The organism is Microbacterium sp. APC 3901 (assembly GCF_030407765.1).
In the GTDB taxonomy this organism is placed as follows: Bacteria; Actinomycetota; Actinomycetes; order Actinomycetales; family Microbacteriaceae; genus Microbacterium.
Genome location: NZ_JASDCU010000003.1, coordinates 40,401 through 63,276 on the forward strand (window position 1 = coordinate 40,401; position 22,876 = coordinate 63,276).

The 22,876-nt window shown below is 66.9% G+C and carries 21 protein-coding genes; 6 read left to right on the forward strand and 15 right to left on the reverse strand.

Going from position 1 to position 22,876, the window contains the following annotated elements:
- Positions 1-66 precede the first annotated feature (66 nt).
- The gene (locus QMA07_RS03300) at positions 67-1,224 is read left to right on the forward strand and encodes an acyltransferase family protein (RefSeq protein WP_290160033.1); all 1,158 of its coding nucleotides are present in this window, start codon (positions 67-69) and stop codon (positions 1,222-1,224) included.
- A complete protein-coding gene (locus tag QMA07_RS03305) occupies positions 1,221-2,087 on the forward strand; it encodes a serine hydrolase (protein ID WP_290160035.1) in 867 nt (288 codons plus the stop codon). Before QMA07_RS03300 ends, QMA07_RS03305 begins: the two co-directional genes overlap by 4 nt.
- Before the next feature lie 16 nt (positions 2,088-2,103).
- Here the strand turns inward: QMA07_RS03305 and efeB are convergent, their stop codons facing one another.
- Genes efeB through efeU form a run of 3 tightly spaced genes read right to left on the reverse strand, consistent with a single transcriptional unit; the run spans position 2,104 to position 5,616 of the window.
- Positions 2,104-3,417 carry an iron uptake transporter deferrochelatase/peroxidase subunit gene (gene efeB, locus QMA07_RS03310; protein WP_290160037.1) on the reverse strand — a complete coding sequence of 438 codons (1,314 nt, stop codon included), beginning with the start codon at positions 3,415-3,417 and terminating at the stop codon, positions 2,104-2,106.
- Between the two features lie 22 nt (positions 3,418-3,439).
- Positions 3,440-4,672: an iron uptake system protein EfeO gene (gene efeO, locus QMA07_RS03315; protein WP_290160039.1), complete on the reverse strand. Its 1,233-nt coding sequence runs from the start codon at positions 4,670-4,672 to the stop codon at positions 3,440-3,442.
- Positions 4,669-5,616, reverse strand: a complete 948-nt coding sequence (efeU, locus tag QMA07_RS03320) for an iron uptake transporter permease EfeU (protein ID WP_290160041.1) — start codon at positions 5,614-5,616, stop codon at positions 4,669-4,671. Before efeU ends, efeO begins: the two co-directional genes overlap by 4 nt.
- Before the next feature lie 158 nt (positions 5,617-5,774).
- On the opposite strand from efeU, the gene QMA07_RS03325 reads away from it, so the two are divergent.
- On the forward strand, positions 5,775-6,779 hold the full coding sequence (locus QMA07_RS03325; RefSeq protein WP_290160043.1) for a 2-oxoglutarate and iron-dependent oxygenase domain-containing protein: 1,005 nt from the start codon (positions 5,775-5,777) through the stop codon (positions 6,777-6,779).
- Between the two features lie 6 nt (positions 6,780-6,785).
- Here the strand turns inward: QMA07_RS03325 and QMA07_RS03330 are convergent, their stop codons facing one another.
- The 6 genes from QMA07_RS03330 to QMA07_RS03355 form a co-directional block, all read right to left on the reverse strand.
- The gene (locus tag QMA07_RS03330; protein ID WP_290160044.1) at positions 6,786-7,115 is read right to left on the reverse strand and encodes a transcriptional regulator; all 330 of its coding nucleotides are present in this window, start codon (positions 7,113-7,115) and stop codon (positions 6,786-6,788) included.
- Positions 7,108-7,965, reverse strand: a complete 858-nt coding sequence (locus QMA07_RS03335; RefSeq protein WP_290160045.1) for a cation transporting ATPase C-terminal domain-containing protein — start codon at positions 7,963-7,965, stop codon at positions 7,108-7,110. Before QMA07_RS03335 ends, QMA07_RS03330 begins: the two co-directional genes overlap by 8 nt.
- A 151-nt stretch (positions 7,966-8,116) precedes the next feature.
- On the reverse strand, positions 8,117-8,386 hold the full coding sequence (gene rpsO / locus QMA07_RS03340) for a 30S ribosomal protein S15 (protein ID WP_017203073.1): 270 nt from the start codon (positions 8,384-8,386) through the stop codon (positions 8,117-8,119).
- A 170-nt stretch (positions 8,387-8,556) separates the two neighbouring features.
- Entirely contained in the window at positions 8,557-9,111 is a 555-nt protein-coding gene (locus QMA07_RS03345) for a YceI family protein (RefSeq protein WP_042541805.1), read from the reverse strand.
- A gap of 180 nt (positions 9,112-9,291) precedes the next feature.
- Positions 9,292-9,660: an FKBP-type peptidyl-prolyl cis-trans isomerase gene (locus QMA07_RS03350; protein ID WP_053095804.1), complete on the reverse strand. Its 369-nt coding sequence runs from the start codon at positions 9,658-9,660 to the stop codon at positions 9,292-9,294.
- 253 nt (positions 9,661-9,913) lie between these two features.
- Positions 9,914-11,209 (reverse strand): PrsW family intramembrane metalloprotease, encoded by a 1,296-nt coding sequence (locus QMA07_RS03355; RefSeq protein WP_290160051.1) that lies wholly within the window; start codon positions 11,207-11,209, stop codon positions 9,914-9,916.
- A gap of 88 nt (positions 11,210-11,297) precedes the next feature.
- On the opposite strand from QMA07_RS03355, the gene QMA07_RS03360 reads away from it, so the two are divergent.
- Entirely contained in the window at positions 11,298-12,167 is an 870-nt protein-coding gene (locus QMA07_RS03360; protein ID WP_290160052.1) for a fumarylacetoacetate hydrolase family protein, read from the forward strand.
- Between the two features lie 68 nt (positions 12,168-12,235).
- Here QMA07_RS03360 and QMA07_RS03365 read toward each other — a convergent pair whose 3' ends face one another.
- On the reverse strand, positions 12,236-13,696 hold the full coding sequence (locus tag QMA07_RS03365) for an aspartate ammonia-lyase (RefSeq protein WP_140036828.1): 1,461 nt from the start codon (positions 13,694-13,696) through the stop codon (positions 12,236-12,238).
- Positions 13,697-13,789: 93 nt separating this feature from the next.
- Positions 13,790-14,704, reverse strand: coding sequence for a metallophosphoesterase (locus tag QMA07_RS03370; RefSeq protein WP_290160053.1), 915 nt, complete (start codon positions 14,702-14,704; stop codon positions 13,790-13,792).
- Between the two features lie 79 nt (positions 14,705-14,783).
- Between QMA07_RS03370 and QMA07_RS03375 the strand changes: the two genes are divergently transcribed.
- Positions 14,784-15,350, forward strand: a complete 567-nt coding sequence (locus tag QMA07_RS03375) for a TetR/AcrR family transcriptional regulator (RefSeq protein ID WP_290160054.1) — start codon at positions 14,784-14,786, stop codon at positions 15,348-15,350.
- A gap of 25 nt (positions 15,351-15,375) precedes the next feature.
- Here the strand turns inward: QMA07_RS03375 and QMA07_RS03380 are convergent, their stop codons facing one another.
- Entirely contained in the window at positions 15,376-15,711 is a 336-nt protein-coding gene (locus tag QMA07_RS03380; RefSeq protein WP_290160055.1) for a peptidase, read from the reverse strand.
- Entirely contained in the window at positions 15,708-17,072 is a 1,365-nt protein-coding gene (locus QMA07_RS03385) for an inorganic phosphate transporter (protein WP_290160056.1), read from the reverse strand. Before QMA07_RS03385 ends, QMA07_RS03380 begins: the two co-directional genes overlap by 4 nt.
- A gap of 159 nt (positions 17,073-17,231) precedes the next feature.
- On the opposite strand from QMA07_RS03385, the gene QMA07_RS03390 reads away from it, so the two are divergent.
- Positions 17,232-19,331 carry a S9 family peptidase gene (locus tag QMA07_RS03390; RefSeq protein WP_290160057.1) on the forward strand — a complete coding sequence of 700 codons (2,100 nt, stop codon included), beginning with the start codon at positions 17,232-17,234 and terminating at the stop codon, positions 19,329-19,331.
- A gap of 70 nt (positions 19,332-19,401) precedes the next feature.
- On the opposite strand, the gene QMA07_RS03395 is transcribed toward QMA07_RS03390, so the two are convergent.
- Together QMA07_RS03395 and QMA07_RS03400 are read right to left on the reverse strand one after the other, a co-directional pair.
- Positions 19,402-20,430, reverse strand: coding sequence for an ATP-dependent 6-phosphofructokinase (locus QMA07_RS03395; RefSeq protein WP_290160058.1), 1,029 nt, complete (start codon positions 20,428-20,430; stop codon positions 19,402-19,404).
- 223 nt (positions 20,431-20,653) lie between these two features.
- Positions 20,654-22,798, reverse strand: a complete 2,145-nt coding sequence (locus QMA07_RS03400) for a DEAD/DEAH box helicase (protein ID WP_290160059.1) — start codon at positions 22,796-22,798, stop codon at positions 20,654-20,656.
- Between the last annotated feature and the right edge of the window lie 78 nt (positions 22,799-22,876).

Consider the following 22,876-nt stretch of genomic DNA (forward strand, 5'->3'; position numbering starts at 1 on the left):
TATTCATTTGAATGTATCTGAGTCAACGCGATGCGAGCAACTTTATTCCCCGAGTAGCCTCAGAGGATGCACAGCGACGGAGCCGCCACGACGAACCCCGCCACCGGCTCGGTCCAGAAGCCCCGCAAGCGCGTCCCGTTCTGGGACAACGCCCGCTACGCCTGCATCGTCCTGGTGGTCCTCGGGCACGCGATCCAGCGTCTCACCTACGACTCGGACATCGCGCTCGCGTCCTACCTGGCCCTCTATGCCTTCCACATGCCGGCATTCGCGATCATCTCGGGGTACTTCTCGAAATCGGGGTCACCGACGCGAGTCCAGATGGCACGCGTGATCACCGACATCCTCCTCCCGTACGTCATCTTCGAGTTCCTGTGGACTCTCACGAAGTGGTTGGTCGAGGGACAGGCCGACCCGAACTTCACCAAGCCGTCGTGGACGCTGTGGTTCCTGCTCGCACTCGGCATCTTCCGCCTCGTGCTCCCTTATCTGGCACTCCTTCGATGGCCCCTGCTGTGGACGGTGATCATCTCGGTCGGCGTCGGCTATCTCCCCAACGTCGACAGCACGTTCTCGCTGTCGCGCACGCTCGGCCTGCTGCCGTTCTTCGCTCTGGGATGGTGGCTGCGCGAGCGCGATGTCGTCGCACGTCTGCGCCTGCTCGATGTCCGCCCGTGGTGGATCCGCGTCGCCGGCGTCGCCGTGCTCGGAACGGCCGGTTTCGCCGCCTGGCACTGGATCGATCTCTGGAAGGAGGTCGACCTGCGCCACTGGCTGTTCTACGAGGATGCGTATGCGGATCTCGGCGGAGAGCAGTGGTGGGCCGGCGGGGTGCGCATCGCACTGATGCTGCTGGCGGTGATCCTCAGCGCCGCGTTCTTCGCTCTGATCCCGCGGGGCACCTATTGGTGGACGCGATTCGGCCAGTACACGATGTACGTGTTCCTCCTGCACTCGTTCGTGCTCTACCCCTTCCGCGAGTCCGGCGTCCTACGCGACCTCGATCCGACGTGGCTGTGGCTGCCGCTCGTGACCCTGCTGTCGGTGGTGCTGGCCCTCGCTCTCGCGACGAAGCCCGTGCGCTGGCTCTTCCGTCCCCTGGTCGAGCCGCGTCCTCGATGGCTCTTCCGGGACCCCGAGCTCGCCCGACGCGAGGGCCACCGCAGCGACCCGACAGGATCCCGTCGGCCGCGCCCGGGGGCAGCGGCTAGCCTGAAAGAATGACCACAGCCGAGACGATCCGCGACCTCCTGGTGGCCCGTGCGGATGCGTCGGGTTTCGGGGCCCATGGGCTCCACGTGCTTGTGGGCGCCGACGTCGCGGAGCACCGGTGGACGGCTGACGTTCGCGAAGAGATCCACTCGGTGGCGAAGGGGGTGTGCGTCCTCGCTGCCGGGGTCGCCTCCGACGAGGGCCTCGTGTCGTTCGATGCTCCGATCGCCGAGTACGTCCCCGATGTCGCTCTCGGCGACGGCGTCGATCGGATCACGCTCCGACGACTTCTCTCGATGTCGAGCGGGATCGATCTCGCCTGGTCCGAGACCATGATGACCGACTGGCCCGACCTCGCGACCGAGTTCCTCTCGCGCCCGTCACGTGGACCGGTCTTCCAGTACTCGAATGCGAGCACCTACACGGCCATGGCTGTGCTGACGACACGAGTCGGCGGCGACATCGTCGACTACCTGCGTCCTCGACTGCTCGCGCCTCTCGGTCTCGATGACATCGAGTGGGAGCGCTGCCCGAACGGCCGCATCGTGGGCGGGAGCGGCATCGCACTGCGCACCGAGGAGATGGCACGCCTCGGCCGCGTGATTCGCGACCGAGGCGAATGGGAGGGACATCGTCTCGTCTCGCCCGAAGTCATCGACGCGATGCATTCCGACTGGGTCACGGCGGGCCAGAACCCCGGCTACGAGCGCTACGCGCTGGCCGGATGGGATGGCCCCGGTTCCGTCTGGCGACTGCACGGCGCGTACGGGCAGCTGCTGATCTTCTGCGGCGATGCGGTCGTGACGATCACGGCCGATGACCACTTCGGCGCAGACGCCATGTCGGCGTTCGTGGCGGAGACGCTGAGCGCCTGACCACCCGCCGCGGCCGTCAGGCGAAGAGCCCGGCGCCGACGTAGGATCCGGGCTTCGCGCCGGCAGGAACCGCCCAGATGCCCGAGCCGACGTGCCTGATGTACTCGTTCATCCGGTCGGTCGACAGCCGTCTCTGCAGCGAGACGAACTGCGCGGGATCGCGCTGATAGGACAGGAAGAAGAGTCCCGCGTCGAGGCGGCCGAGATCATTGTTGCCGTTGACGTAGTTGAACCCGCGACGGAGGATCCGGATGCCGTCGTTCTGGTCAGGATGCGCGAGACGCACGTGTGCGTTCCGGTCTATCGCCGAGGATCCGAAGTCCGGTGCGGTGAACTCGTCGCCACCTGACAGCGGTGCCCCCTCGCCCTTGTCGCGCCCCACGATCACGTTCTGCTCCGAGAGTCGCACACGGTCCCAGGTCTCGATCAGCATCGCGATCTTCCGAGCGACGAGATATGATCCTCCTGCCATCCAACCGGGCTGATCTGCTCTCCCGACCCAGACACTCGCGTCGAGAGCGGCTGCGTCATCGGCGAGGATGTTCGCCGTGCCGTCCTTGAACCCGAACAGGTTCCGCGGCGTCGCCTGAGCGGAAGTCGTGCGAGAGGTCTTGCCGAATCCGAGCTGTGACCAGCGCAGCCGCGCGCGTCCGAAGGCGATGCGACTGAGGTTGCGTATCGCGTGCACCGCCACCTGCGGGTCATCTGCGCACGCCTGGATGCAGAGATCGCCATGCGAAGACTGCGGGTCGAGGTCGTCCCCCAGGAACGCGGGAAGCCTCTCGAGCCTCTGCGGACGGTGCCCGGCGATTCCGTAGCGGTCGCCGTCTTCGTTCTCGAACAGGCTCGGGCCGAATCCGAAGGTGATCGTGAGACCGGCAGCCGGGAGGCCGAGAGCTTCACCGGTGTCGTCCGGCGGCACCTCGGCGTCACCTCCGACGGCGCCTGTCGCACTGACCTCGAGACCCTTGGTCATTCGCGACGCCGCATACGTCCAGTCCTGGAGCAGCGTGATCAGGTCGTCTCGATCGGTTCGCGGCATCATGTCGAACGACGCGAAGTGCAGATGCTCCTGCACCGGAGTGGTGATCCCCGCCTGGTGCGCGCCGAAGAACTCGTAGGCGACCGACGAGTCCGCATCGGCCCTGGCGCGGCCCAGGGCCACGCCACCCGCCAATCCGCCGCCCACTCCCACCGCGAGCGAGGCGACTCCCCCGCCGACCGCGAGGCCGAGGAGGCCGCGTCGGCTGAGGCCCGTGGAAGGGGATGGGGCTGCTGCCGGCTCCGGTGTGGAGTCGGCAGCAGCAGGATCCTTCGAGCGTCCGTACACCTGCGAGATCGTCCCTTTCGATTCAGTCGAGGACTGTGCCTGTGAGCTGCGACAGCGGCTCGGCGAGCGCGTTGATGAGGTCGGTGAACTCGCGCTTGTCTGCATCGGTCAGCTCGCTGTAGCCGATGAAGCCCTCGTCGAGAGAGCCGTGCGCCGCCAGCGACTCTTCGAGGGCCGCGTACCCGTCCTCGATCTCAGCCACGAGGGCAGCGCCGTCGTCGCCCTGCGCGGCGGCGAAGTCCTGCACGAGGGAGAACGCCATCTTGGAGCCCTCGACATTGGCGGCGAAGTCGTAGAGGTCCGTTCCGGACCACCAGTCCTCTTCGCCGGAGATCTTGCCGGTCGCGACCTCGTCGAGCAGCGCGATCGCACCGTTGGAGATCCCGCCGATGCCCTGGTCCTCGAGTGCCGCGGTGAAGTCATCGGAGTGCACATAGTCGTAGAGCTCCTGCACGTCTGCGAGCAGCTGGTCGCCGTAGCCGGCACGCTCCTCGGTCGTCGAGGGAGCCCAGTCCTGCCGCGCGGGCGTCTCGCCGTCAGCGTTGAGGGCATCCTCCGCCGGCACCCAGAGATCCTTCTCGATGCGGTGGAAGCCGGTCCAGTCGAGCCCCTCTGCCACGGCGTCGACCTCGCGATAGTCGATTCGCGGGTCGAGCGTGCCGAGCGCCTCCGCAACGGGCTCTATGCGCTCATAGAAAGCCCGGGTCTGCGGGAAGAGCGCGCGAGCGGCCTCGTCGTCCCCTGTCTCGTACGCGGCGACGAAGTCTTCGACGGAGGGGACCAGCTGTCCGACCTGGTCCTTCACGAATGCCGCGTACAGGCCGACCGCCTGCTGCTTCTGCTCCGAGTCCTCTCCCCCGACTTCCACCCGATCACCGGTCACCGTGAACTCCGACTTGCCGACGCCCTCGCCGATCATCCCGGGTTTGCACAGCGTGAAGTACGTGCCGGGCTGCGCCACGACGGTGAGCGTGCGGGAGGCGGACGGCGCGATGTTCTCGACCTCGCCCACGATGCGCAGTCCGTCGTCCGCGAGCAGGTAGAACTCCGAGGTCTGTCCGCTGTCGTTCGTCACGTCGAACGTGAGCGTGCCGCTCTCGGCAGTCGCCGAGGAGACCGCGCACTCGGAGTCGGTCGATGAGACGTCGAACGCGGCGCCTGCTGCGACATCGCTCTTGGCGACACAGCCGCTGAGGAAGAGTGCGGCCGCGCCGGCGGCGGTGACAGCACCGAGGATTCGGCGAGAGGTGGTCATGCTGCTCCTTGCTGGGTGAGAGTGGGGGTCGAGACGTCGCGGTCTGAGGACGTCGAGCGAGGCGCGCTCGGCCCACGGGCGCGCAACCCGCGGACGAAGAAGAATCCGACGACGAGGAGATAGACAGCCCATGCCGTGACCTGCAGCCATGTCATCCGCGGCATGAAGCCGACGGTCGCCTGCAGGACGGTGGCCCATGCCCCGTCCGGGGCGATGACGGCGGTCACATCGAAGGCCCACCCGAATGGGAACGCCGCCCACCCGATGGCGACGGCACCGGTGAGCGCGTCGACGGGCGCCGCGGAGGTGAAGGGTCCGGGCAGGGCGCCTGCCTCCTGAAGATCCATGATCGCGTAGGCCAGCACGCCGGCGGCGACGATCACGAGGAAGCCGCTCGTCCAGGTGAAGAACCGGCGGAGGTCGAGTCGCACGGCACCGCGGGCGAGCAGCCATCCGATCGCGACGGCCGTGAGGAGCCCGAGCAGCGCCCCGAGCAGCGCGGAGGGGGCGTCTCCGAAGGACTGGACCATCGACCACAGAAGCAGGGTCGTCTCGATCCCCTCTCTGGCCACGGAGATGAAGCCGATCGCGATCAGCGCCCAGAGGCCGCCATGCGTCAGAGCGCGATCGAGTCCTCCTTCGAGCGTCGCCTTCATGGTGCGCCCGGCCCTCTGCATCCAGAAGATCATCCAGGTGACCATGCTTACGGCGAGCAGCGAGAGCAACCCGCCGATGAGCTCCTGCGCCTCGAACGTCAGCGAGTAGGCGCCGAACGTGAGCACCGCTCCGATGCCCAGGGAGAGAGTGATCGCAAGACCCACACCCGCCCAGAGCCGCGGCAGGGCATCGCTGCGACCGAGACGGCGGAGGTAGGCGACGAGGATGCCGACGACAAGAGCGGCTTCGAGGCCTTCGCGAAGGCCGATCAGGAACGTTGCGAGCACGGAACAGAGACTCTCTGAGAAGATCACTTAGGCAAGGCATCCCTTACCAAAGAGAGAGTAGCACCGGATCGCGGTCGCTCATGCACGTGCGTGAGCCGGCGGGAGTAATGCGACGCAACACTCGACCGCGCATGTCACGACCGACTTACGCTCGATGCATGGCTGATCTCTCGCTCCCCATCCTCGACCTGTCGCAGCTCGACGCCGGCCCCGAGGCCGCGGCCCGATTCCGAGACGAGCTGCGTGCAGCGACGCACGATGTGGGTTTCTTCTATCTGACGGGCACAGGGGTCTCCCCCGAGCTCGAAGCTCGGCTGCACAGGGCCGCGCTCGACTTCTTCGCCCTGCCCGAAGAGGAGAAGCTCGCGATCGAGAACGTCAACAGCCCTCATTTCCGCGGATACACCCGCGTCGGCGGCGAACGGACGCAGGGCAAGATCGACTGGCGCGAGCAGATCGACATCGGCCCCGAACGCGAACCCGTCGAGGGCGGACCTGCTTTCAACCGCCTCACCGGCCCGAACCTGTGGCCGGCGGCTCAACCCGAGCTCAAGACGGTCGTCACCGAATGGCACGACACGCTGACCGAGGTCGCGCACAAGCTGCTGCGCGCCTGGGCCGTGACGCTCGGGGCGGAGGAGTCGTACTTCGACGAGCCCTTCCGCGACCCGTCGACCCTCATCAAGATCGTCCGGTATCCGGGCACCCATGAGCCGGAGCCCCAGCAGGGCGTCGGCGCACACAAGGACTCCGGGGTCCTCACCCTGCTCTGGGTCGAGCCGGGCAAGGGCGGGCTGCAGGTGGAGCGCAACGGCGAGTGGGTGTCGGCTCCGCCCGTCGACGGCGCGTTCGTCGTCAACATCGGGGAACTGCTGGAGTACGCGACCGGCGGTTACCTCAAGGCGACCAACCACCGGGTGATCTCACCCAGGGCGCCAGAGGAGCGCATCTCGATCCCGTTCTTCTTCAACCCGGCGCTCGATCAGCAGCTGCCGCTTCTCGAGCTTCCAGCCGATCTGGCGGCGGAGGCGACCGGCATCACCGAGGACCCGAGCAACCCGATCCACGCCACGTACGGGGAGAACGCCATGAAATCGCGGCTGCGTGCGCACCCCGACGTCGCCGCGATCCACCACCCCGACCTGGTCGCCACGAAGGCCTGACACGGGTCACAACGCCGGGCCGCCCCCGAGCGCCACGATCTCACGCAGGGCTTGGAGGTGGCCGGCGAAGGCTGCGCGACCTGCCGGGGTCGAGTAGACCCAGGTGCGAGGCCGACCGCCGAGTCCGCCCTTGCGGGCGACGATGTACCCCGCCGCCTGCAGGTGCGTGATGGCTTTGCTCAGCGCCGAATCGCCGCACTGGAGGATCTCTCGGAGGGTCGTGAAGTCCAGCTCGATGCCGTCCCCGAGCGACGCCAGCAGCGAGAAGCGGATCGGGGATGCGAAGTTGTCGTCGAGCCGGGTGCGAGGGTGTGGCGCGGCCGTGCTGTCAGTCACGCAGATCACGCCCCGGCACGAAGGAGACCGCGACGAACAGAGTGATCACCGAGGCCCCCACCAGCGCTCCCCCGGCGATGGGGATCGCGAGAAGGACGACCGAAGCGAGCGCTGAGACCGCGACTCCGAACACGGCCAGCTGCGGCCATCGCCAGGACGCGCCGATCCAAGGGAGCCCCAGATCCGTGCTGAAGGCGAACATCCACGTGGCCAGCACCAGCACGACGAGCAGGACCAGCACGCTCGCGAGCACTCCGTCCGGCGCCGAGGCGAGCATGATCAGCACCCCGACTGCGACACCGACGAGGATCGTCCCCCACCGAGCGAGGCGTGACAGAGGTCGTGGGTGTGAGCGCGGCGGGCGAACGTCGCCGGAGGCACGAACGAGCTGCACCGCACCATAGCCGCCCAATCCGAACAGCACGAGCGCGGAGGGGATCAGCGCTCCGACGGCAGGGAATCCCGGCGCCCAGATCGCGAGACAGAACACGACGAGCACCACGGCGACGAGCAGCCCACCCGCGAGAAGTTCCGGCCACCTCGACCACGAGAACCGCCGCCGCATGCCGCTGCGCTGCGCTATTCCGCTCGCGAGCTGAACCCACACGAGGAAGCTGAAGAGGATCGTCTGAGAGGCGAGCGCACTGTCGCCCCGGAGGACGAGTGTGATCACCGCCAGGTAGGCCGCAGTGGCCACGGCGTTGACGATCTGCAGCCGAGCCAGAGCACGACGGTCCACCGCGCGCTCACGGCGCGTCGCGACAGCGTCCGCCTCATCGAGATACTTCTGGGCGATGTCGACACTGGGAGGTTCGAGCACCTCCCAGCCGTCTACCGGTTTCTGCTCCATGGTGCCCCCTCGCGCTTTCCTTGAGGAAAGCTCACTACTTTCCTACGGGAAAGCTGAAGGGAGGTCAACCCGGACATGACGAAGGCCGCCCCACACCTGGGGCGGCCTTCTCAAGAATGTTCTGCGCGATTGTACGCTGGCTCGCTTCGCCTTATCGGCGGAGACCCAGGCGTGCGATCAGCGAGCGGTAACGCTCGATGTCGACACTCTGGAGGTAGCCGAGCAGACGACGGCGCTGACCCACGAGCAGGAACAGGCCACGACGCGAGTGGTGGTCGTGCTTGTGCTCCTTCAGGTGCTCGGTGAGGTCCTTGATGCGCTGCGTCAGCATCGCGGCCTGCACCTCGGGGGATCCGGTGTCACCGGGGTGCGTCGCGTACTCTTCGATGATCGCCTTCTTGACGTCTGCTTCCAGTGCCATAGATTCGATCCCCTCTCTGCTTGTTGCGCGGTGCCCGACGCCTGATGCGTGAGCTCTCTTTATCCGCGGCCGATCAAACGGCAACCTGAAGAGTCTACCAGGCATGGACGTGCTCGAGTGACGCAGAGAACCCCGGGCCCGACGGGCCCGGGGTTCTCGAGATCAGGCGATCAGTCCTGCTGCAGAGCGCCCTGCAGGTCGAGGCTGATCGTGACATCCTTGCCGACCAGCACGCCGCCGGTCTCGAGGGCGGCGTTCCACGTCAGGCCGAAGTCCTCGCGGTTGATGACGGTCTTGGCCGAAGCACCGGCCTTGTAGTTTCCCCACGGATCGGAGCCGAAGCCACCGAAGTCGAGCTCGAAGCTGACAGGCTTGGTGATGCCGCGGATCGTGAGGTCGCCGTCCACGAAGAGCTCGCCACCCTCGGCGCGCGCTCCGGTCGAGACGAATTCCATCGTCGGGAAGTTCTCGGTGTCGAAGAAGTCGCCGGAGCGGAGGTGCGTGTCGCGACCCTCGTCCTTCGTGTCGATCGACGTGACGTCGACGCTCGCCTCGACGCGGGCCTCGAGGGGGTTCTCGGGGGCGATCAGGGTCGCGCTCTTGACGCCGAAGGTGCCGCGCACCTTCGAGATCATCATGTGGCGCACGCTGAAGGTGACCTCGCTGTGCGACGGGTCGAGCACCCAGGTGCCTGGGCGGTAGCCGGGAATGTCGATGCTGGTCATGGTTTCTCCTCGGGAGAGATCGGCCGCTCTGTGCGGCAACGGATGAGGGGCCGTGTTCACGGCGTCACGGGTAACAACTTACATGCACATGCATGTATTCCCCGAACGTGGAACCTCTTCGTCAGGACGAAGAAGGCGCCGGGCCCGCCAGGGGCTCGGCGCCTTCCGGCGTTGATCGGGTCAGCCGACGGCGACGAGATCGATGATGAAGATGAGGGTCTTGCCCGAGAGGAAATGACCTCCGCCGACAGGGCCGTATGCGAGGTGCGGCGGGATGACGAGCTCACGGCGTCCGCCCTCCTTCATCCCCGGGATGCCGTCCTGCCACCCCTGGATCAGGCCGCGAAGCGGGAACTGGATGGTCTCGCCGCGTCCCCACGAGGAGTCGAACTCCTCGCCCGACTCGAACTCGACACCGGCGTAGTGCACGGTCACGGTGTCGCCGGGCTTGGCCTCGGCGCCGTCTCCTTCGATGATGTCGCGGATCACGAGCTCCGCGGGGGCAGGGCCGGTGGGTGCGTCGAACTCAGGCTTTGTGCGATCAGTCATGCTCTCCATCAAACCCGAGCCGTGGGCCGCCGGTCAACGTGATCACTCCGCTGAGGGCGAAACGGCGGTGCGCGCTCATCCGCGCTCTGAAAACCCTTGACACCCACGCACACCGGGTGCACCCTGTTTACAGATCAACTCAGCGCCCGGTAGACATGCAGGCATCGCCGCAGCACCGGGCGCTGAGTCTTGTTACGGGCGCTAGGTCGATCTGCGTCACCCCCGGTGCGGGGATCACCGCCGCGAGCAGCTCTCAGTAGGCCAGCAGGGCGGCCCGCGTGGCACGTGTGCGTGCGAGCAGTGCCTGCTCGTCTGCCGGAGCCATCGGGTCGCGACCCGTGATCGCCCTCTGACGGACGGATGCCAGCATCGTGGCGTCCTTGATGAACTGTCGCATCAGCGGACGTCGATCGCCGCGCAGCTGCGAGGCCCAGGCGAGGCCGGTCTTGCGCCCTGCGGGCGTCGCCAGCATCGTGACCTCCTCAGGGGTGAACCACCCTGCAGCCGCGTAGTCACCGAGTCGAGCCTTCGTCAGTCGTGATTCCTCCCGTCGCAGGGCGATGACGCCGAAGATGAAACCGACGAACAGCGGCACCTGGAGGACGAAATAGAGGAGGAAGAAGTTGGCGAAGGACGATCCGTTCCACAGGCCGTGCAGCACCATCGCTCCCAGCATGCCGAGAAGCCCGAAGCCGAGCGCCGCGCCCGTGGAAGCATGCCGTCGGGCGGCGAGGCCGATCGCGAGCCCGGTGAGCGAGGTGAACATGGCGTGAGCGAACGGCGACATGATCGCTCGCAGGATGAACGTCACCGTGAGCTGCTCGCCCCCGCCCTCGATGAGGCTGATCGCGAAGTACTGGATGTTCTCGGTGAACGCGAAGCCGGCGCCGACCAGCGCTCCGTAGACGACTCCGTCGACCGGGCCGTCGAACGAACGACGCGCGATGAGGAAGATCAGGAAGACTCCGATGCCCTTCCAGAACTCCTCGACGATGGGAGCCTGGATGACAGCGCCGGCGACCTCACCCCTGAGCCCCAGGACGGCGGTCAGCCCCAAGTCCACGAGAAGCGTGAGCCCCACCGCGGCGATGGCACCCCAGGCGATCGCGAAGAACACGAGCGTCTTGGGCTCGGGCTCCCAACGATCGATCATCCGCACCACCAGGAAGACGATCGTGAGCGGGACGAGCGCCAGCACGAGACCGATGATCGATGCGAGCGGGCCGAGGAACAACCCGAAGTAGGCGATCAGGCCGAGCAGCAGGAGCCCGAGGAAGCCGAACAGCGAGAACAGGGCGACGCGGCCGCCCCGTCGTGCCGCGGGCAGCGCAGGAAGACCAGGGGCAGGCGAAGGCGCGGCAGGGGCCGGTGGGGAGTACGGAGTCGGTTGGGCCAGCACCGACGCATATTCCGGGCGCTGCGAGAACTGCGCCGGCGCATAGCTCGACTGCGCGTACTGCTGAGCGGAGTACTGCTGCGGATACGTCGGCGGCTGCTGCGCGGGCGGCGGCGTGTACGGCGATGGCTGGGACGGTCCTCCGGAACTCATAGCCAAAGCATATGGCGAACAACCAACTTCCCCCGGGTCTGGTGACTTCCTCCAGACAATCGAGCCGGGCAGCGGATACCGTAGGAGCATGCGGTTCGCTCATCTGCGTCGTGCCGACTCCCCTGCTGCGCATCTCGCAGTGGTGGAGGGTGCCGATGCCATCCTCGTCTCCGATCTCCTCCCCGACCCCCCTGCGACGCTTCAGCAGCTGATCGAGGGCGGCGAGCCGACGCTCTCCGCCCTCCGCTCCGCTGTCGAGAGCGGCACCGCTCCCCGGCATCCGCTCGGGGACTGGGCGTTCGCATCAGCGGTCATCGCTCCCCCCGCGGTCCTCGCAGTCGGCCTGAACTACGCCGCACACTCGAGTGAGCTCGGGCTGAAGACCGACGCCGCTCCGACCGTCTTCACCCTGTGGCCCAACTCGCTCACGGGCCACGAGCAGACGACGTCGTGGCCGCGAGCATTGAGCGAGGCCGTGGACTACGAGGCAGAGCTCGGGGTGCTGATCGGCACTCCCGCGAAAGACGTCGCAGAGTCCGACGCCCTGTCGCACGTCTGGGGTTACACCGTCGTCAACGACATCACCGCTCGGAACGTGCAGTTCTCCGAGGCGCAGTGGTCGCGGTGCAAGTCGTTCGACGGCTTCACCCCGACCGGCCCGTTCGCCGTCACAGCCGACGAGGTCGCCGACCCTCAGGATCTGCACATCTGGGCGGTCGTGGACGGCCAGACCGTGCAGGATGCCAGCACGGACCAGATGGTCCGATCGGTAGCGAAGCTCATCGCGCATCTGTCGCAGTCGCTGACCCTGCTGCCCGGCACGCTGATCTCCACCGGCAGTCCCGGAGGAGCCGGCTACTCCCGAGACCCGCAGATCTTCCTCCGCGATCGTTCGACTGTGACTGTCGGCATCGACGGGATCGGCGAGCTCACCACCCACTGTCGCGTGCTCGACTGAGCCGGATTCCGCGCACGCGGATACGAGAAGGGGCCCCGGCGTCACGCGCCGGGGCCCCTTCTGCGCGGTCAGATCTCGATGAGATCCTCGGCCGAGATCACCGGGATCGCAGCGGTGATCGCCTCGAGTCCGGACAGACGCGCGGGTGACAGCTGCTTGATGACCTCTTCGCGGGACATCAGGCCGGCCTCGACGACCAGGTCGGCCACGTTCCGGTTGGTCAGGAGCGCGGTCTTGGCCAGAGCGGCCGCGGCAGCGTATCCGATGAACGGCGTGAGCGCGGTGATGACGCCGACCGAAGCGCCGACCATCGCGCCGAGACGGTCGCGGTTCGCGGTGATGCCGTCGACACAGTTGACGCGCAGCGTCCACATCGCCTGGCGCATCCAGGTGATCGACTGGAAGATCGAGTGAGCGATCACGGGCTCGAAGGCGTTGAGCTGAAGCTGGCCCGCTTCGGCCGCCATCGTCACCGTCATGTCGGCACCGGCGACTGCGAACGCCACCTGGTTGACGACCTCCGGGATCACCGGGTTCACCTTGCCGGGCATGATGCTGGAACCAGCCTGCATGGCGGGCAGGTTGATCTCGCCGAAGCCGGCCTGCGGTCCCGACGAGAGCAGTCGCAGGTCGTTGCAGATCTTCGACAGCTTCATGGCGTTGCGCTTCAGCGTCGAGGAGAAGGACATGAACGACCCGGTGTCGCTCGTCGCCTCGACGAGGTCGGCGGAGGTGACGAGGTCGAGCTCGGTGATCTCGCGCAGGTGCTTCAGCACCGCGGGCGCGTAGTCGACGTGGGTCGTGATGCCGGTGCCGATGGCCGTCGCGCCCATGTTGATCTCGAACATCAGCGACGCGTTCTCGGTGAGGCGCGTGTGGTCGTAGCCGAGAGTCGAGGCGAAACCGTGGAATTCCTGGCCCAGGGTCATCGGCACGGCATCCTGCAACTGGGTGCGTCCGACCTTGAGCACGTCGTGGAACTCATGCGACTTGTGCAGGAACGAGATGCGCAGCAGATCCAGCTCTTCGAGCAGCGACCGGAGCGTCAGCGACAGACCGATCTTGACGGCGGTCGGGTAGACGTCGTTGGTCGACTGGCTGCGGTTGGTGTGATCGATCGGCGAGAGGAACGCGTAGTCGCCCTTCTCACGCCCGGCGAGCTCGAGGGCGATGTTGGTGATGACCTCGTTGGCGTTCATGTTCGTCGAGGTGCCGGCACCGCCCTGGATCACTCCGACGGTGAACTGGTCGTGGAACTCGCCGTCGATGACGCGCTGAGCGGCGCGATCGATGAGATCTGCGCGCTCGGGGTCGAGGACCCCGATCTCACGGTTCGCCCTGGCGCTGGCCTGCTTGACCATCGCGAGCGCCACCACGAGGTCGGGATAGACCGAGATCGGACGCTTCGTGATCGGGAAATTCGCGTCGGCGCGGGCAGTGTGGATCCCCCAGTACGCGTCGGCGGGAATCTCCATGCTTCCGAGAGAATCGGTCTCGGTGCGGGTGGGGGCAGGCGCGGCAGAAGCCATGTCACATCCTTGTGGGTAGTGGCGAGTGTGTGGTGCGGGGGATGCGCCCAGTCTACGCCTGAGTGCATGCGCCGCCAGGGATACGACGGCGGTTCAGCGTTTGCGCGAGAACGCCTCGAGGCGCTCGTCGGGGCTGAGCAGCGCCATCTTCTCGAGCCACGCCGCTGAGAAGTGATCGCCCGTCGGGGCGTCCGTCACCGGCACCACCGTGTGCGTGATCGTGTCAGGACGCACATGCACGATCTGGAAGGCCTGCGCTGCATCCATCCCGTTCACATCAGCAGCGGGGCGCGCGACGTTCATCGTGTAGCAGGTCGCCGAGGAGACGCTGACCGGCACGCCCGCGAAGGTGCCGTGCGACGAGTAGTGCAGGTGACCGGCGAGGATGCCGCGCACGTCGGTGTCGCGGATGATCTCCGCCAGTTCGTCCTGGTGCCGCAGCTCGAGGATGTCGAAGAGCGGCAGGTGGCTCGGCAGCGGAGGGTGGTGCATCGCGAGCAGGGTGCCATGCGGCGCCGGCTCGCTGAGGACCTCTGCCAACCATGAGAGCTGACCCGCGTCCAGGTCACCGTGGTGCCACCCCGGCACACTCGTGTCGAGTGCGACCAGCCTGAGACCGTCGAGATCCCACACTCCCGTCACCGGGTCCTGTGTCGGGGGCAGGTCGAGCAGCCCCTCACGGAGTGCCGGGCGATCATCATGGTTGCCCGCGACCCATACGATGACCGTCCCCAGCTCTTCGGCGACGGGCTCCACCGCGAGACGGAGCCGCCGATACGCGTCCGGCTCCCCCAGATCGGTCAGGTCGCCGGTGATCACTATCGCCGACGGGTGCGGATGCACAGCCCTGATCGCCTCGAGAGTACGGGCGAAGTTCTCCTCGACGTCGTAGCGTCCACCGAGCCGCACGCCGTCCGCCAGGAAGTGCGGGTCGCTCACATGGATGATGACGTGGCTCGCCGGCTCATGACGACCGAAGACGAAGTCGCTGTCGGAAGGCGCTGGCATGGTCTCAGCCTAGGCCGCACGACGACATCGGACCACGAGGGGTCCACGGCAGCTGTAGTAGTCGCGATAGGGTGCTCGGATGGCGAAGAACGAGACGAGGCGACGGAGCATCGCGGATGCAGGGCTGACCGTGCTTGCGACCGACGGTTCGCGCGGGCTCACGCACCGCGCCGTCGACCTTGCGGCCGGCGTGCCGGTGGGCACGACGTCGAACTACTTCCGCAGCCGGGACTCGCTCATCGAGGGTCTCGTCGAGCGAATCGGCGAACGTCTCGCCCCCAGCGACGACGACCTCGTGCGCCGATCATCCGATCAGCCGAGCAGAGAGCTCTTCGCCGACTACGTCAGAGATATCGTGCGTCGCCTGACCGACGACCGCGACGTCACGCTGGCGCTGTTCGAACTGAGACTCGAGAGCAGCCGACGCCCCGAGGTCGCGATCCTGCTGGGCGCATGGCAGCGAGCGGGGTTCGATGCGGATGTCGCGTTCAACACGGCAGCGGGTCTTCCCGGCGGCCGACGCGAGATCGCGCTGTTCCACTACGCGATCGACGGGCTTCTGCTCGATCGACTGACATCTCCGATCGACCCCGACACGTCGACCGACGAGATCGTCGACGACCTCGTAGCCGGCCTCCTGCGCTGACTCCGGAGGGCGTCGGACGCGTCGATCAGTGCCCGACGACGATGATCAGGATGCCGACCACCACAGCCACACCGCACAGCGCGAAGCACCCGTAGGCGCCGTAGAGCGCGATGCGTCGCTGCCCCTCGGTGAGCGGACTCTTCTTCGCCGCCTTGGCGGCCTGCTTCGCCGCCCGCTTGAGCTCCTTCTCAGAGACCACGGTGATGGCGTCGGTGAACTCCGCCGGACTCACGACGGGCGCATGCCCGCTGCGGACCAGCAGCCGAAGCCCGAACGCATAGAAGGTCACGACGGCGCAGGCGCCGAGCAGCGCCGCGAGGAACACCTGGAGGAATGCATCCCATTCGATGGCGACGCTCACTTCGACTCCTCGCTGTTCGCCTTCTCCGGGTCATCGACCTTCGTCGCGACGCCGGTCTCCGGTGCCTTCTTCGCCGCCTTCGCCGCCGCCTTCGCCTTCGCGTCGGCCCTGGCCTTGGCCTTGGCCTTCTCGCGTGCATCTGCGCGTGCCTTCGCCTCAGCCTTGGCGTCCATGATCCGCTGCTGCCTGCGCGTGGGCGGAGTGGTGTCGGGGTGCTCGATCGCGAGCCCCGACTCGGCCACGTCGCTCATCGCGTTCGCATGAGTCACGGCATCCTTGCGCGAACGGAGGAACAGGCCGATGATCACGGCGAGCGCGAGGACGGTGTCTATCGCGATGCCCCAGAGCCCGAGCCACGTGATCAGCAGGGCCGCGAGAGCGCCGACCGCACCCGCCGCCGGGAGGGTCAGGAGCCAGCCGATGGCGATCCGACCTGCGGTCCGCCAGCGAACCGTCGATCCGCGGCGGCCGAGACCCGACCCGATGACCGAACCCGAAGCGACCTGGGTGGTCGAGAGCGCGAAGCCGAAGGCGCTGGAGGCGAGGATCGTCGCCGCCGTCGAGCTCTCGGCCGAGAAGCCCTGCGCGGGCTTGACCTCGGTCAGGCCCTTGCCCAGCGTGCGGATGATCCGCCACCCGCCGAGATACGTGCCGAGGGCGATCGTGACCGCACACGCGATGATGACCCACAGGTACGGGTCCGCCTGCTCGCTGTTCTGCCATCCGACTGTGATGAGCGCGAGGGTGATCACACCCATCGTCTTCTGGGCGTCGTTCGTGCCGTGTGCGAGCGCCACCAGCGACGACGTGAAGATCTGGCCCCAGCGGAAGCCGTCTCGTCCATCGGGCTTGCCGTCGTAGCGCCGAGTGATCGAATACGCGAGCTTCGTCGCGGCGAACGCGATGATCCCGGCCGTCAGCGGGGCGATGAGTGCCGGGAGGATGATCTTCGACAGCACCATGCCGAAGTCGATGCCGCCGACCCCGACCCCGACCAGCGTGGCACCGATGAGGCCGCCGAAGAGCGCGTGGGACGAGCTCGACGGCAGGCCCAGCAGCCAGGTGAGCATGTTCCAGGTGATCGCGCCGATGAGACCGGCGAAGATCATCGGGAGGAACACATCGCCTTGGATCGTGTCCTCGCGGATGATGCCGTGCGACACGGTCTTGGAGACCTCGGTCGAGAGGAACGCACCGACGAGGTTCAGCACCGCTGCGAGAAGGACGGCTGTCTTGGGCTTGAGCGCGCCGGTCGCGATGGGAGTGGCCATCGCGTTGGCCGTGTCGTGAAACCCGTTGGTGAAGTCGAAGAAGAGTGCCAGCGCGATGACCAGCACGACGATGAGGGCTGCGGTTTCCACCGTTCACTTTCGGTCGTTGAGGAAGAAAGGAGAGGTGTCGACGGGATCGACGTGATGAACGAAGAGTTCACCGTGGGTTTCACTTCCGTTAACCGGCCCCGGTAGATCCTCCCACCCTCCCGGGTACCGGTCAACTCGACCTGGGCTAGCGTGGAACCCGTGACTGATGCCCCGATCGCAGACCGCCGCTCGACCCTCCGCACACACCACGGCGACACATTCGATGATCCGTATGAATGGCTCCGCGAGAAGGACTCGGGCGAGGTGATCGCGCACCTCGAGGCCGAGAACGCCCACACCGACGACGAGCTCTCCCACCTGGCGGATCTGCGCGAGACGCTGTTCCAGGAGATCAAGGGCCGCGTGCAGGAGACCGACCTCTCCGTGCCCACGCGGCGCGGGGACTGGTGGTATTACAGCCGCACCGAGGAGGGCGCGCAGTACGGCATCCACTGCCGGACCGCCGCGGCTGAGGACGACTGGACTCCCCCGGTGCTGGAACCGGGAGTGGCGGTGCCGGGTGAGACCGTGCTGCTCGACGGCAACATCGAGGCCGAGGGGCACGAGTTCTTCTCCCTCGGCGCGTTCGACACCTCGGATGACGCCACCAAGCTCCTGTGGGCGACGGATTTCGACGGCGATGAGCTCTACACGGTGCACGTGCGCGATCTCGTCACGGGCGAGACCCTCCCCGATGAGATCCCCGACACCGGTGGGGCGTTCTTCACGCCCGACGGCACAGGGATCCTCTACACCACGCGCGACGACGCGTGGCGTCCTGACACGCTCTGGCTGCACCGCCTCGGCACGCCGGTCGCGGACGACGTGAAGCTGTTCCACGAGCCCGACGAGAAGTACTGGCTCGGCGCGGGCATCACCCGCAGCCGCAAGTACCTCGTGATCGCTGTCGGATCGAGCATCACCAGCGAGGAGTACCTCGTCGATCTCGCGGGTGACCTGACCGCCGCGCCTCAGATCGTCTGGCCCCGTCGTGATGGCGTCGAGTACTCGCTCGAACACGCCGTGGTCGACGGCGAGGACCGTCTGTACATCCTGCACAACGACGGTGCGCTGGACTTCGAGCTCGTCTCGGTGGCGGCATCCGATCCGCAGGGGGATCGTCAGGTGGTGCTCGCCCATGAACCAGGACGCCGGCTGCTCGGGATGGATGCGTTCCGCGATTTCGCGACGGTGGAGTACCGCCGCGAAGGGCTCGAGCGTGTCGGGCTGCTCGACTACGCGACGCACGCCGTCGACGACATCGTCTTCGACGAGCCCCTGTATTCGGCGGGCGTCAGCGGCAACCCGGAGTGGCACTCGCCCTTCCTCCGGCTCGGCTACACCTCCTTCGTGACCCCGGGCACCGTCTACGAGCTGGATCTCGCCACCCGTCACCTCCACCTGCGCAAGCAGGTCTCCGTACTGGGCGGATACGATCCCCTCGACTATGGACAGAAGCGCGACTGGGCGACCTCATCGGACGGCACCCGGGTGCCGATCTCGCTCGTCTGGAAGCGCTCGTTCGGCGAGCCCGGTTCCGAGGCCCGACCGGTGCACCTCTACGGCTACGGCTCGTATGAGCACTCGATCGATCCCGGCTTCTCGGTAGCGCGGCTCTCGGAGCTCGACCGAGGCATCGTCTTCGCCGTCGCGCACGTCCGCGGCGGCGGTGAGATGGGTCGGCAATGGTATGAGGACGGCAAGCTGCTGAACAAGCGCAACACCTTCACCGACTTCGTCGCCTGCGCCGAGCACCTCATCGAACAGGGCGTCACGTCTCCTGAGCGCCTCGTCGCCGAGGGCGGAAGCGCCGGCGGACTCCTCATGGGAGCCGTGACGAACCTCGCTCCCGAGCTCTTCGCGGGCGTGCTGGCGGCTGTTCCCTTCGTCGATGCGCTCACGACGATCCTCGACCCTTCGCTCCCCCTGACGGTGATCGAGTGGGACGAGTGGGGCGACCCGCTGCACGGCGCCGACGTCTACGAGTACATGAAGTCGTACTCGCCGTACGAGAACGTCCGTGATGGGGTGGACTATCCGCGGATCCTCGCAGTGACCTCGCTCAACGACACACGGGTCCTCTACGTCGAGCCCGCGAAGTGGATCGCCGCCCTGCGTGTCGCCGGCGCGTCGGACGCTCTGCTCAAATGCGAGATGGTCGCCGGTCACGGAGGTGTCAGCGGTCGCTACAACTCGTGGAAGGAACGCGCGTTCGAGCTCGCGTGGATCCTCGACACGGTGGGCCTCGCCGCGGAGTGACCGGGCTCGTCCGGTGCGCTCAGGCGTTCCGAGAGTGGGCGGATGCCGACGGCATCCGCCCACTCCGGTCTCAGCCGAAGAGCGCTGCGGCCTCGTCGTAGCGGCTGCGGGGAACCGTGTTCAGCTCTCCCAGCGCCTCTGCGAACGGGACACGGACGATGTCTGTGCCCTGCATCGCGACCATCTGACCCCACGCCTTCTCGACGATCGCGTCAGCCGCATGTAGTCCGAGGCGGGTGGCGAGCACGCGGTCGAACGCGGACGGGGATCCGCCGCGCTGGATGTGTCCGAGGATCGTCGCGCGAGTCTCGATGCCCGTGATCCGCTCGATCGCGGGAGCGAGCTGATCGCCGATGCCGCCGAGACGAGGTCTGTTGAAGGCGTCGAGGCCCTTGTCGCTGTACGCCTCATCCATGCCGAGCAGCTTGAACCCCTCAGAGACGACGACGAGCGGCGCGCGACCGCGGTCATGCGCGCTGGAGACGAGTGCGGTGATGTCGTCGATGGACATCGGCACCTCGGGGATGCAGATGGCGTGCGCACCCGCGGCCATTCCCGCATGCAGAGCGATCCAGCCGACGTGACGGCCCATGACCTCGGCCACCATGCAGCGCTGATGGGAGTCTCCTGTGGTGCGCAGACGGTCCATCGCATCCGTGGCGATGTTGACGGCCGTGTCGAAACCGAAGGAGTAGTCCGTGGCGCGAAGGTCGTTGTCGATGGTCTTCGGCACACCGATGACGTTGATGCCGTCCTTCGCGAGGCGGTCGGCCGCTGCGAGGGTGCCCTCGCCGCCGATCGCGATGATTCCGTCGATCTTGTGCCCGTACAGAGTCTTGGCGATGTTGTCGGCTCCACCGCGTTCACCCTCGTAGGGATTGGTGCGGCTGGTGCCCAGGATCGTGCCGCCGACCTTCGACAGGCCCTTCACCTCGTGACGGGTGAGGGGGAAGAAATCGCCGTCGACCACGCCTCGCCAGCCGTCGCGGATGCCGACGAACTCGAGGTCGTAGGTGGTGGTGCCCTTGAGCACGATGCCGCGGATGACCGCGTTGAGTCCGGGGCAGTCGCCGCCGCTCGTCAGAATGCCGATCTTCATGCTTGCCTCAGACGGTTGAGTGGAAGGGGGAACAGGCGACGGTGCCTGCGATCGACACTAGCGCTCCGATACGACCTGGCGCCATTCGGGACGGCGAAAACCGGGGATCTTGCGGCGAAATCGAGACGATTCGTGAGAAATGAGCGAACAAGTCGATCAACGCAAGAAATCGGCGTCAAGAACCGCAGTTCTTAACGCCGATGTCTCAGTTGACGAGCGCGTGTCACACGGCGCCGAGCGCCTCCCGGAGCAGGTGCATGAGGGCACCCAGTTGCACAGGCTCGGCGGCCGCCTCATCGAGGGCCTCGCCGTCGAGGGCACGCGCCGCAAGACCCTGCTTCTGGTCGATGAGCTCCGCGATCTTCGCGTCGATCGTGTGCGCCGCGATGATCCGCCACGCCGTCACCGGCTCGTCCTGACCGATGCGGTGCACTCGGTCGATCGCCTGCGTCTGCTCTGCCGCCGTCCACGACAGCTCCGCCAGGACCACGTTCGATGCGGCCTGCAGGTTCAGACCGACACCGGCAGCGGTCAACGAGCACACCGCGATACCGACAGCAGGATCGCCGTTGAAGTCGTCGATCGCCTGCTGGCGGACGGTCGAGGTCTGGTCACCGCGGATCGAGACCGATCGGATGCCGGCAGCGGCGAAGTGCGCCTCTGCCTGATCCATCACGTCGATGTGCTTCGCGAAGAACACGACCTTGCCTACCGACCGCTGGAGCTGAGCTGCGTAGTCCGCCGCCAGATGCGCCTTCGCCTGTCCGATTCGGCGCACCATCGTGAAGACGTTGTCTCCGCCGGTTCCGGCGGCCTTCGACTCCTCGAGTTCGTTCTGAGCGACCAGACGCACGATGTCCTGGTCGATCTCGCCCGGAGCGAGTCCGCGGTCACCCCGCGCCTCGATGATCCTCCGGTACCGACCGGCGAGTCGTTCGCCCAGCTCGCGCTCGGCCTGACGTATTCCGCGGCCGAACTCATCGTCCAGCTGCACGGGCAGGTCGGCGATGAGCTTGTCGGGCAGATCGGCGGCGACGTCCTTCTTCTTGCGCCGGACGATCCCCATCGAGATCACCGCTTCGCGAGCCTCCGGGTAGAACGCCTTGTCGGCGGGCGTGAAACCGGTCGCGTCGAGCTTCTCCATCAGCTCCGGCCCCGGCTTCTCACCCGTGGTCCACCCGAGGAAGCGCCAGATCGCGTCGAAGTCCTCGACGTCGTTGATCAGCGGCGTGCCCGTGAGCGCGAGCATCAGCGGGTTGCCGCCAGGGGTGCGCTCGCGTACGCGATTCGCGAGCGACAGCACATTCTGCGAGCGCTGTGAGCTGAGGTTCTTGATGAAGTGCGCCTCGTCGACGACCATGCCCCGAAGACCGATCGACGCGAGCCACGACATGTGACGGTCGAGGATCTCGTAGTTGACGATGAACACGTCGGCGAACGCGTCGATGTCGGCGCCATCGCCCTGGATCACCGTCGCCCTGCGCTGCGGAGTCCACCGCTCGACCTCTCGCGCCCAGTTCATCTTGACGACGTTGGGCACGACGACGAGCAGCGGGTAGGCGCCGGCGACGGATGCGGCCAGCACCGACTGCGCAGTCTTGCCCAGGCCCGGTTCGTCGGCGAGCAGGAAGCTCCTGTGTCCTTCGCGCACCGCTTCGAGGAAGCGCGACTGGTGCACCATGACCTCGAGGCCCTTGGGCGAGAGGTGGTCGTACTCGGGGGCCGGCGGCAGGTCCATGCTCGCGGCTCCTCCCCCGGCTCCGGTCTCGAACGCCTTGTACAGGGGTCCCATGAGCTCCCAGCCGTCCAGACGTCGACGAGGGGTCGTGGCTGCGCGCGGGGTGAGATCCGGAGCGAGGAACGGGTTCGCCAGCTGGCGTGCCTCGACCGACGGCGGTGTCACCTGGCGCTCGGCGATCCCCGCCGACACCACAGGTGTCTGGACCGGGGCGACATCGGCGATGATGAGCTCTTCGGGTGCCAGTTCGGCGCCGGACTCGAGCAGCCAGTCGCGTCGCATGCGCTTCGCGACCGGCGAAGTCGCCTGATCAGCCTCGAGGAGCTGGATCAGTGAGGTGTCGCGCGCCGCCGTCTTCGCCAGGATCGTTGCCACACCGTCGAGGCGCTTGAGCAGCTCGGCTCGGGCGGCGTCGGCGATCTCGGGATCGGCCTTGACTCTCGCGCGTTCTTCGCGCACCAGGAACGCGATGACCTGGAACTTGACCCGGTTCGTCGGTCCGAGCTTTCCGCGCTGCGACTTCGCCTCGATCTCACGCACCTTGCGGGCGAGGATCGGGATGAGGGGTGCCTCATCATCGCGACGAGACGTCTTCTTGCGCCGTGTTGCGGCGGTTGCCGTGGTCGGCATGCTCCTCCTGAGCGTGAAGGCCGGAGCATCCGGGGGATGCATCGGCCGTTCTCGGTGTCCGCGTGTGGCGTGAGCCAG

What these genes read in the sequence shown, in the direction of transcription:
- QMA07_RS03365 (WP_140036828.1), bottom strand. Translation starts at nt 13,696, where the DNA reads ATGGCTTCTGCCGCGCCTGCCCCCACCCGCACCGAGACCGATTCTCTC.
- QMA07_RS03395 (WP_290160058.1), bottom strand. Translation starts at nt 20,430, where the DNA reads ATGAAGATCGGCATTCTGACGAGCGGCGGCGACTGCCCCGGACTCAAC.
- efeO (WP_290160039.1), bottom strand. Translation starts at nt 4,672, where the DNA reads ATGACCACCTCTCGCCGAATCCTCGGTGCTGTCACCGCCGCCGGCGCG.
- rpsO (WP_017203073.1), bottom strand. Translation starts at nt 8,386, where the DNA reads ATGGCACTGGAAGCAGACGTCAAGAAGGCGATCATCGAAGAGTACGCG.
- QMA07_RS03325 (WP_290160043.1), top strand. Translation starts at nt 5,775, where the DNA reads ATGGCTGATCTCTCGCTCCCCATCCTCGACCTGTCGCAGCTCGACGCC.
- QMA07_RS03355 (WP_290160051.1), bottom strand. Translation starts at nt 11,209, where the DNA reads ATGAGTTCCGGAGGACCGTCCCAGCCATCGCCGTACACGCCGCCGCCC.
- QMA07_RS03335 (WP_290160045.1), bottom strand. Translation starts at nt 7,965, where the DNA reads ATGGAGCAGAAACCGGTAGACGGCTGGGAGGTGCTCGAACCTCCCAGT.
- QMA07_RS03370 (WP_290160053.1), bottom strand. Translation starts at nt 14,704, where the DNA reads ATGCCAGCGCCTTCCGACAGCGACTTCGTCTTCGGTCGTCATGAGCCG.
- QMA07_RS03300 (WP_290160033.1), top strand. Translation starts at nt 67, where the DNA reads ATGCACAGCGACGGAGCCGCCACGACGAACCCCGCCACCGGCTCGGTC.
- QMA07_RS03305 (WP_290160035.1), top strand. Translation starts at nt 1,221, where the DNA reads ATGACCACAGCCGAGACGATCCGCGACCTCCTGGTGGCCCGTGCGGAT.
- QMA07_RS03345 (WP_042541805.1), bottom strand. Translation starts at nt 9,111, where the DNA reads ATGACCAGCATCGACATTCCCGGCTACCGCCCAGGCACCTGGGTGCTC.
- QMA07_RS03375 (WP_290160054.1), top strand. Translation starts at nt 14,784, where the DNA reads ATGGCGAAGAACGAGACGAGGCGACGGAGCATCGCGGATGCAGGGCTG.
- QMA07_RS03350 (WP_053095804.1), bottom strand. Translation starts at nt 9,660, where the DNA reads ATGACTGATCGCACAAAGCCTGAGTTCGACGCACCCACCGGCCCTGCC.
- QMA07_RS03360 (WP_290160052.1), top strand. Translation starts at nt 11,298, where the DNA reads ATGCGGTTCGCTCATCTGCGTCGTGCCGACTCCCCTGCTGCGCATCTC.
- QMA07_RS03400 (WP_290160059.1), bottom strand. Translation starts at nt 22,798, where the DNA reads ATGCCGACCACGGCAACCGCCGCAACACGGCGCAAGAAGACGTCTCGT.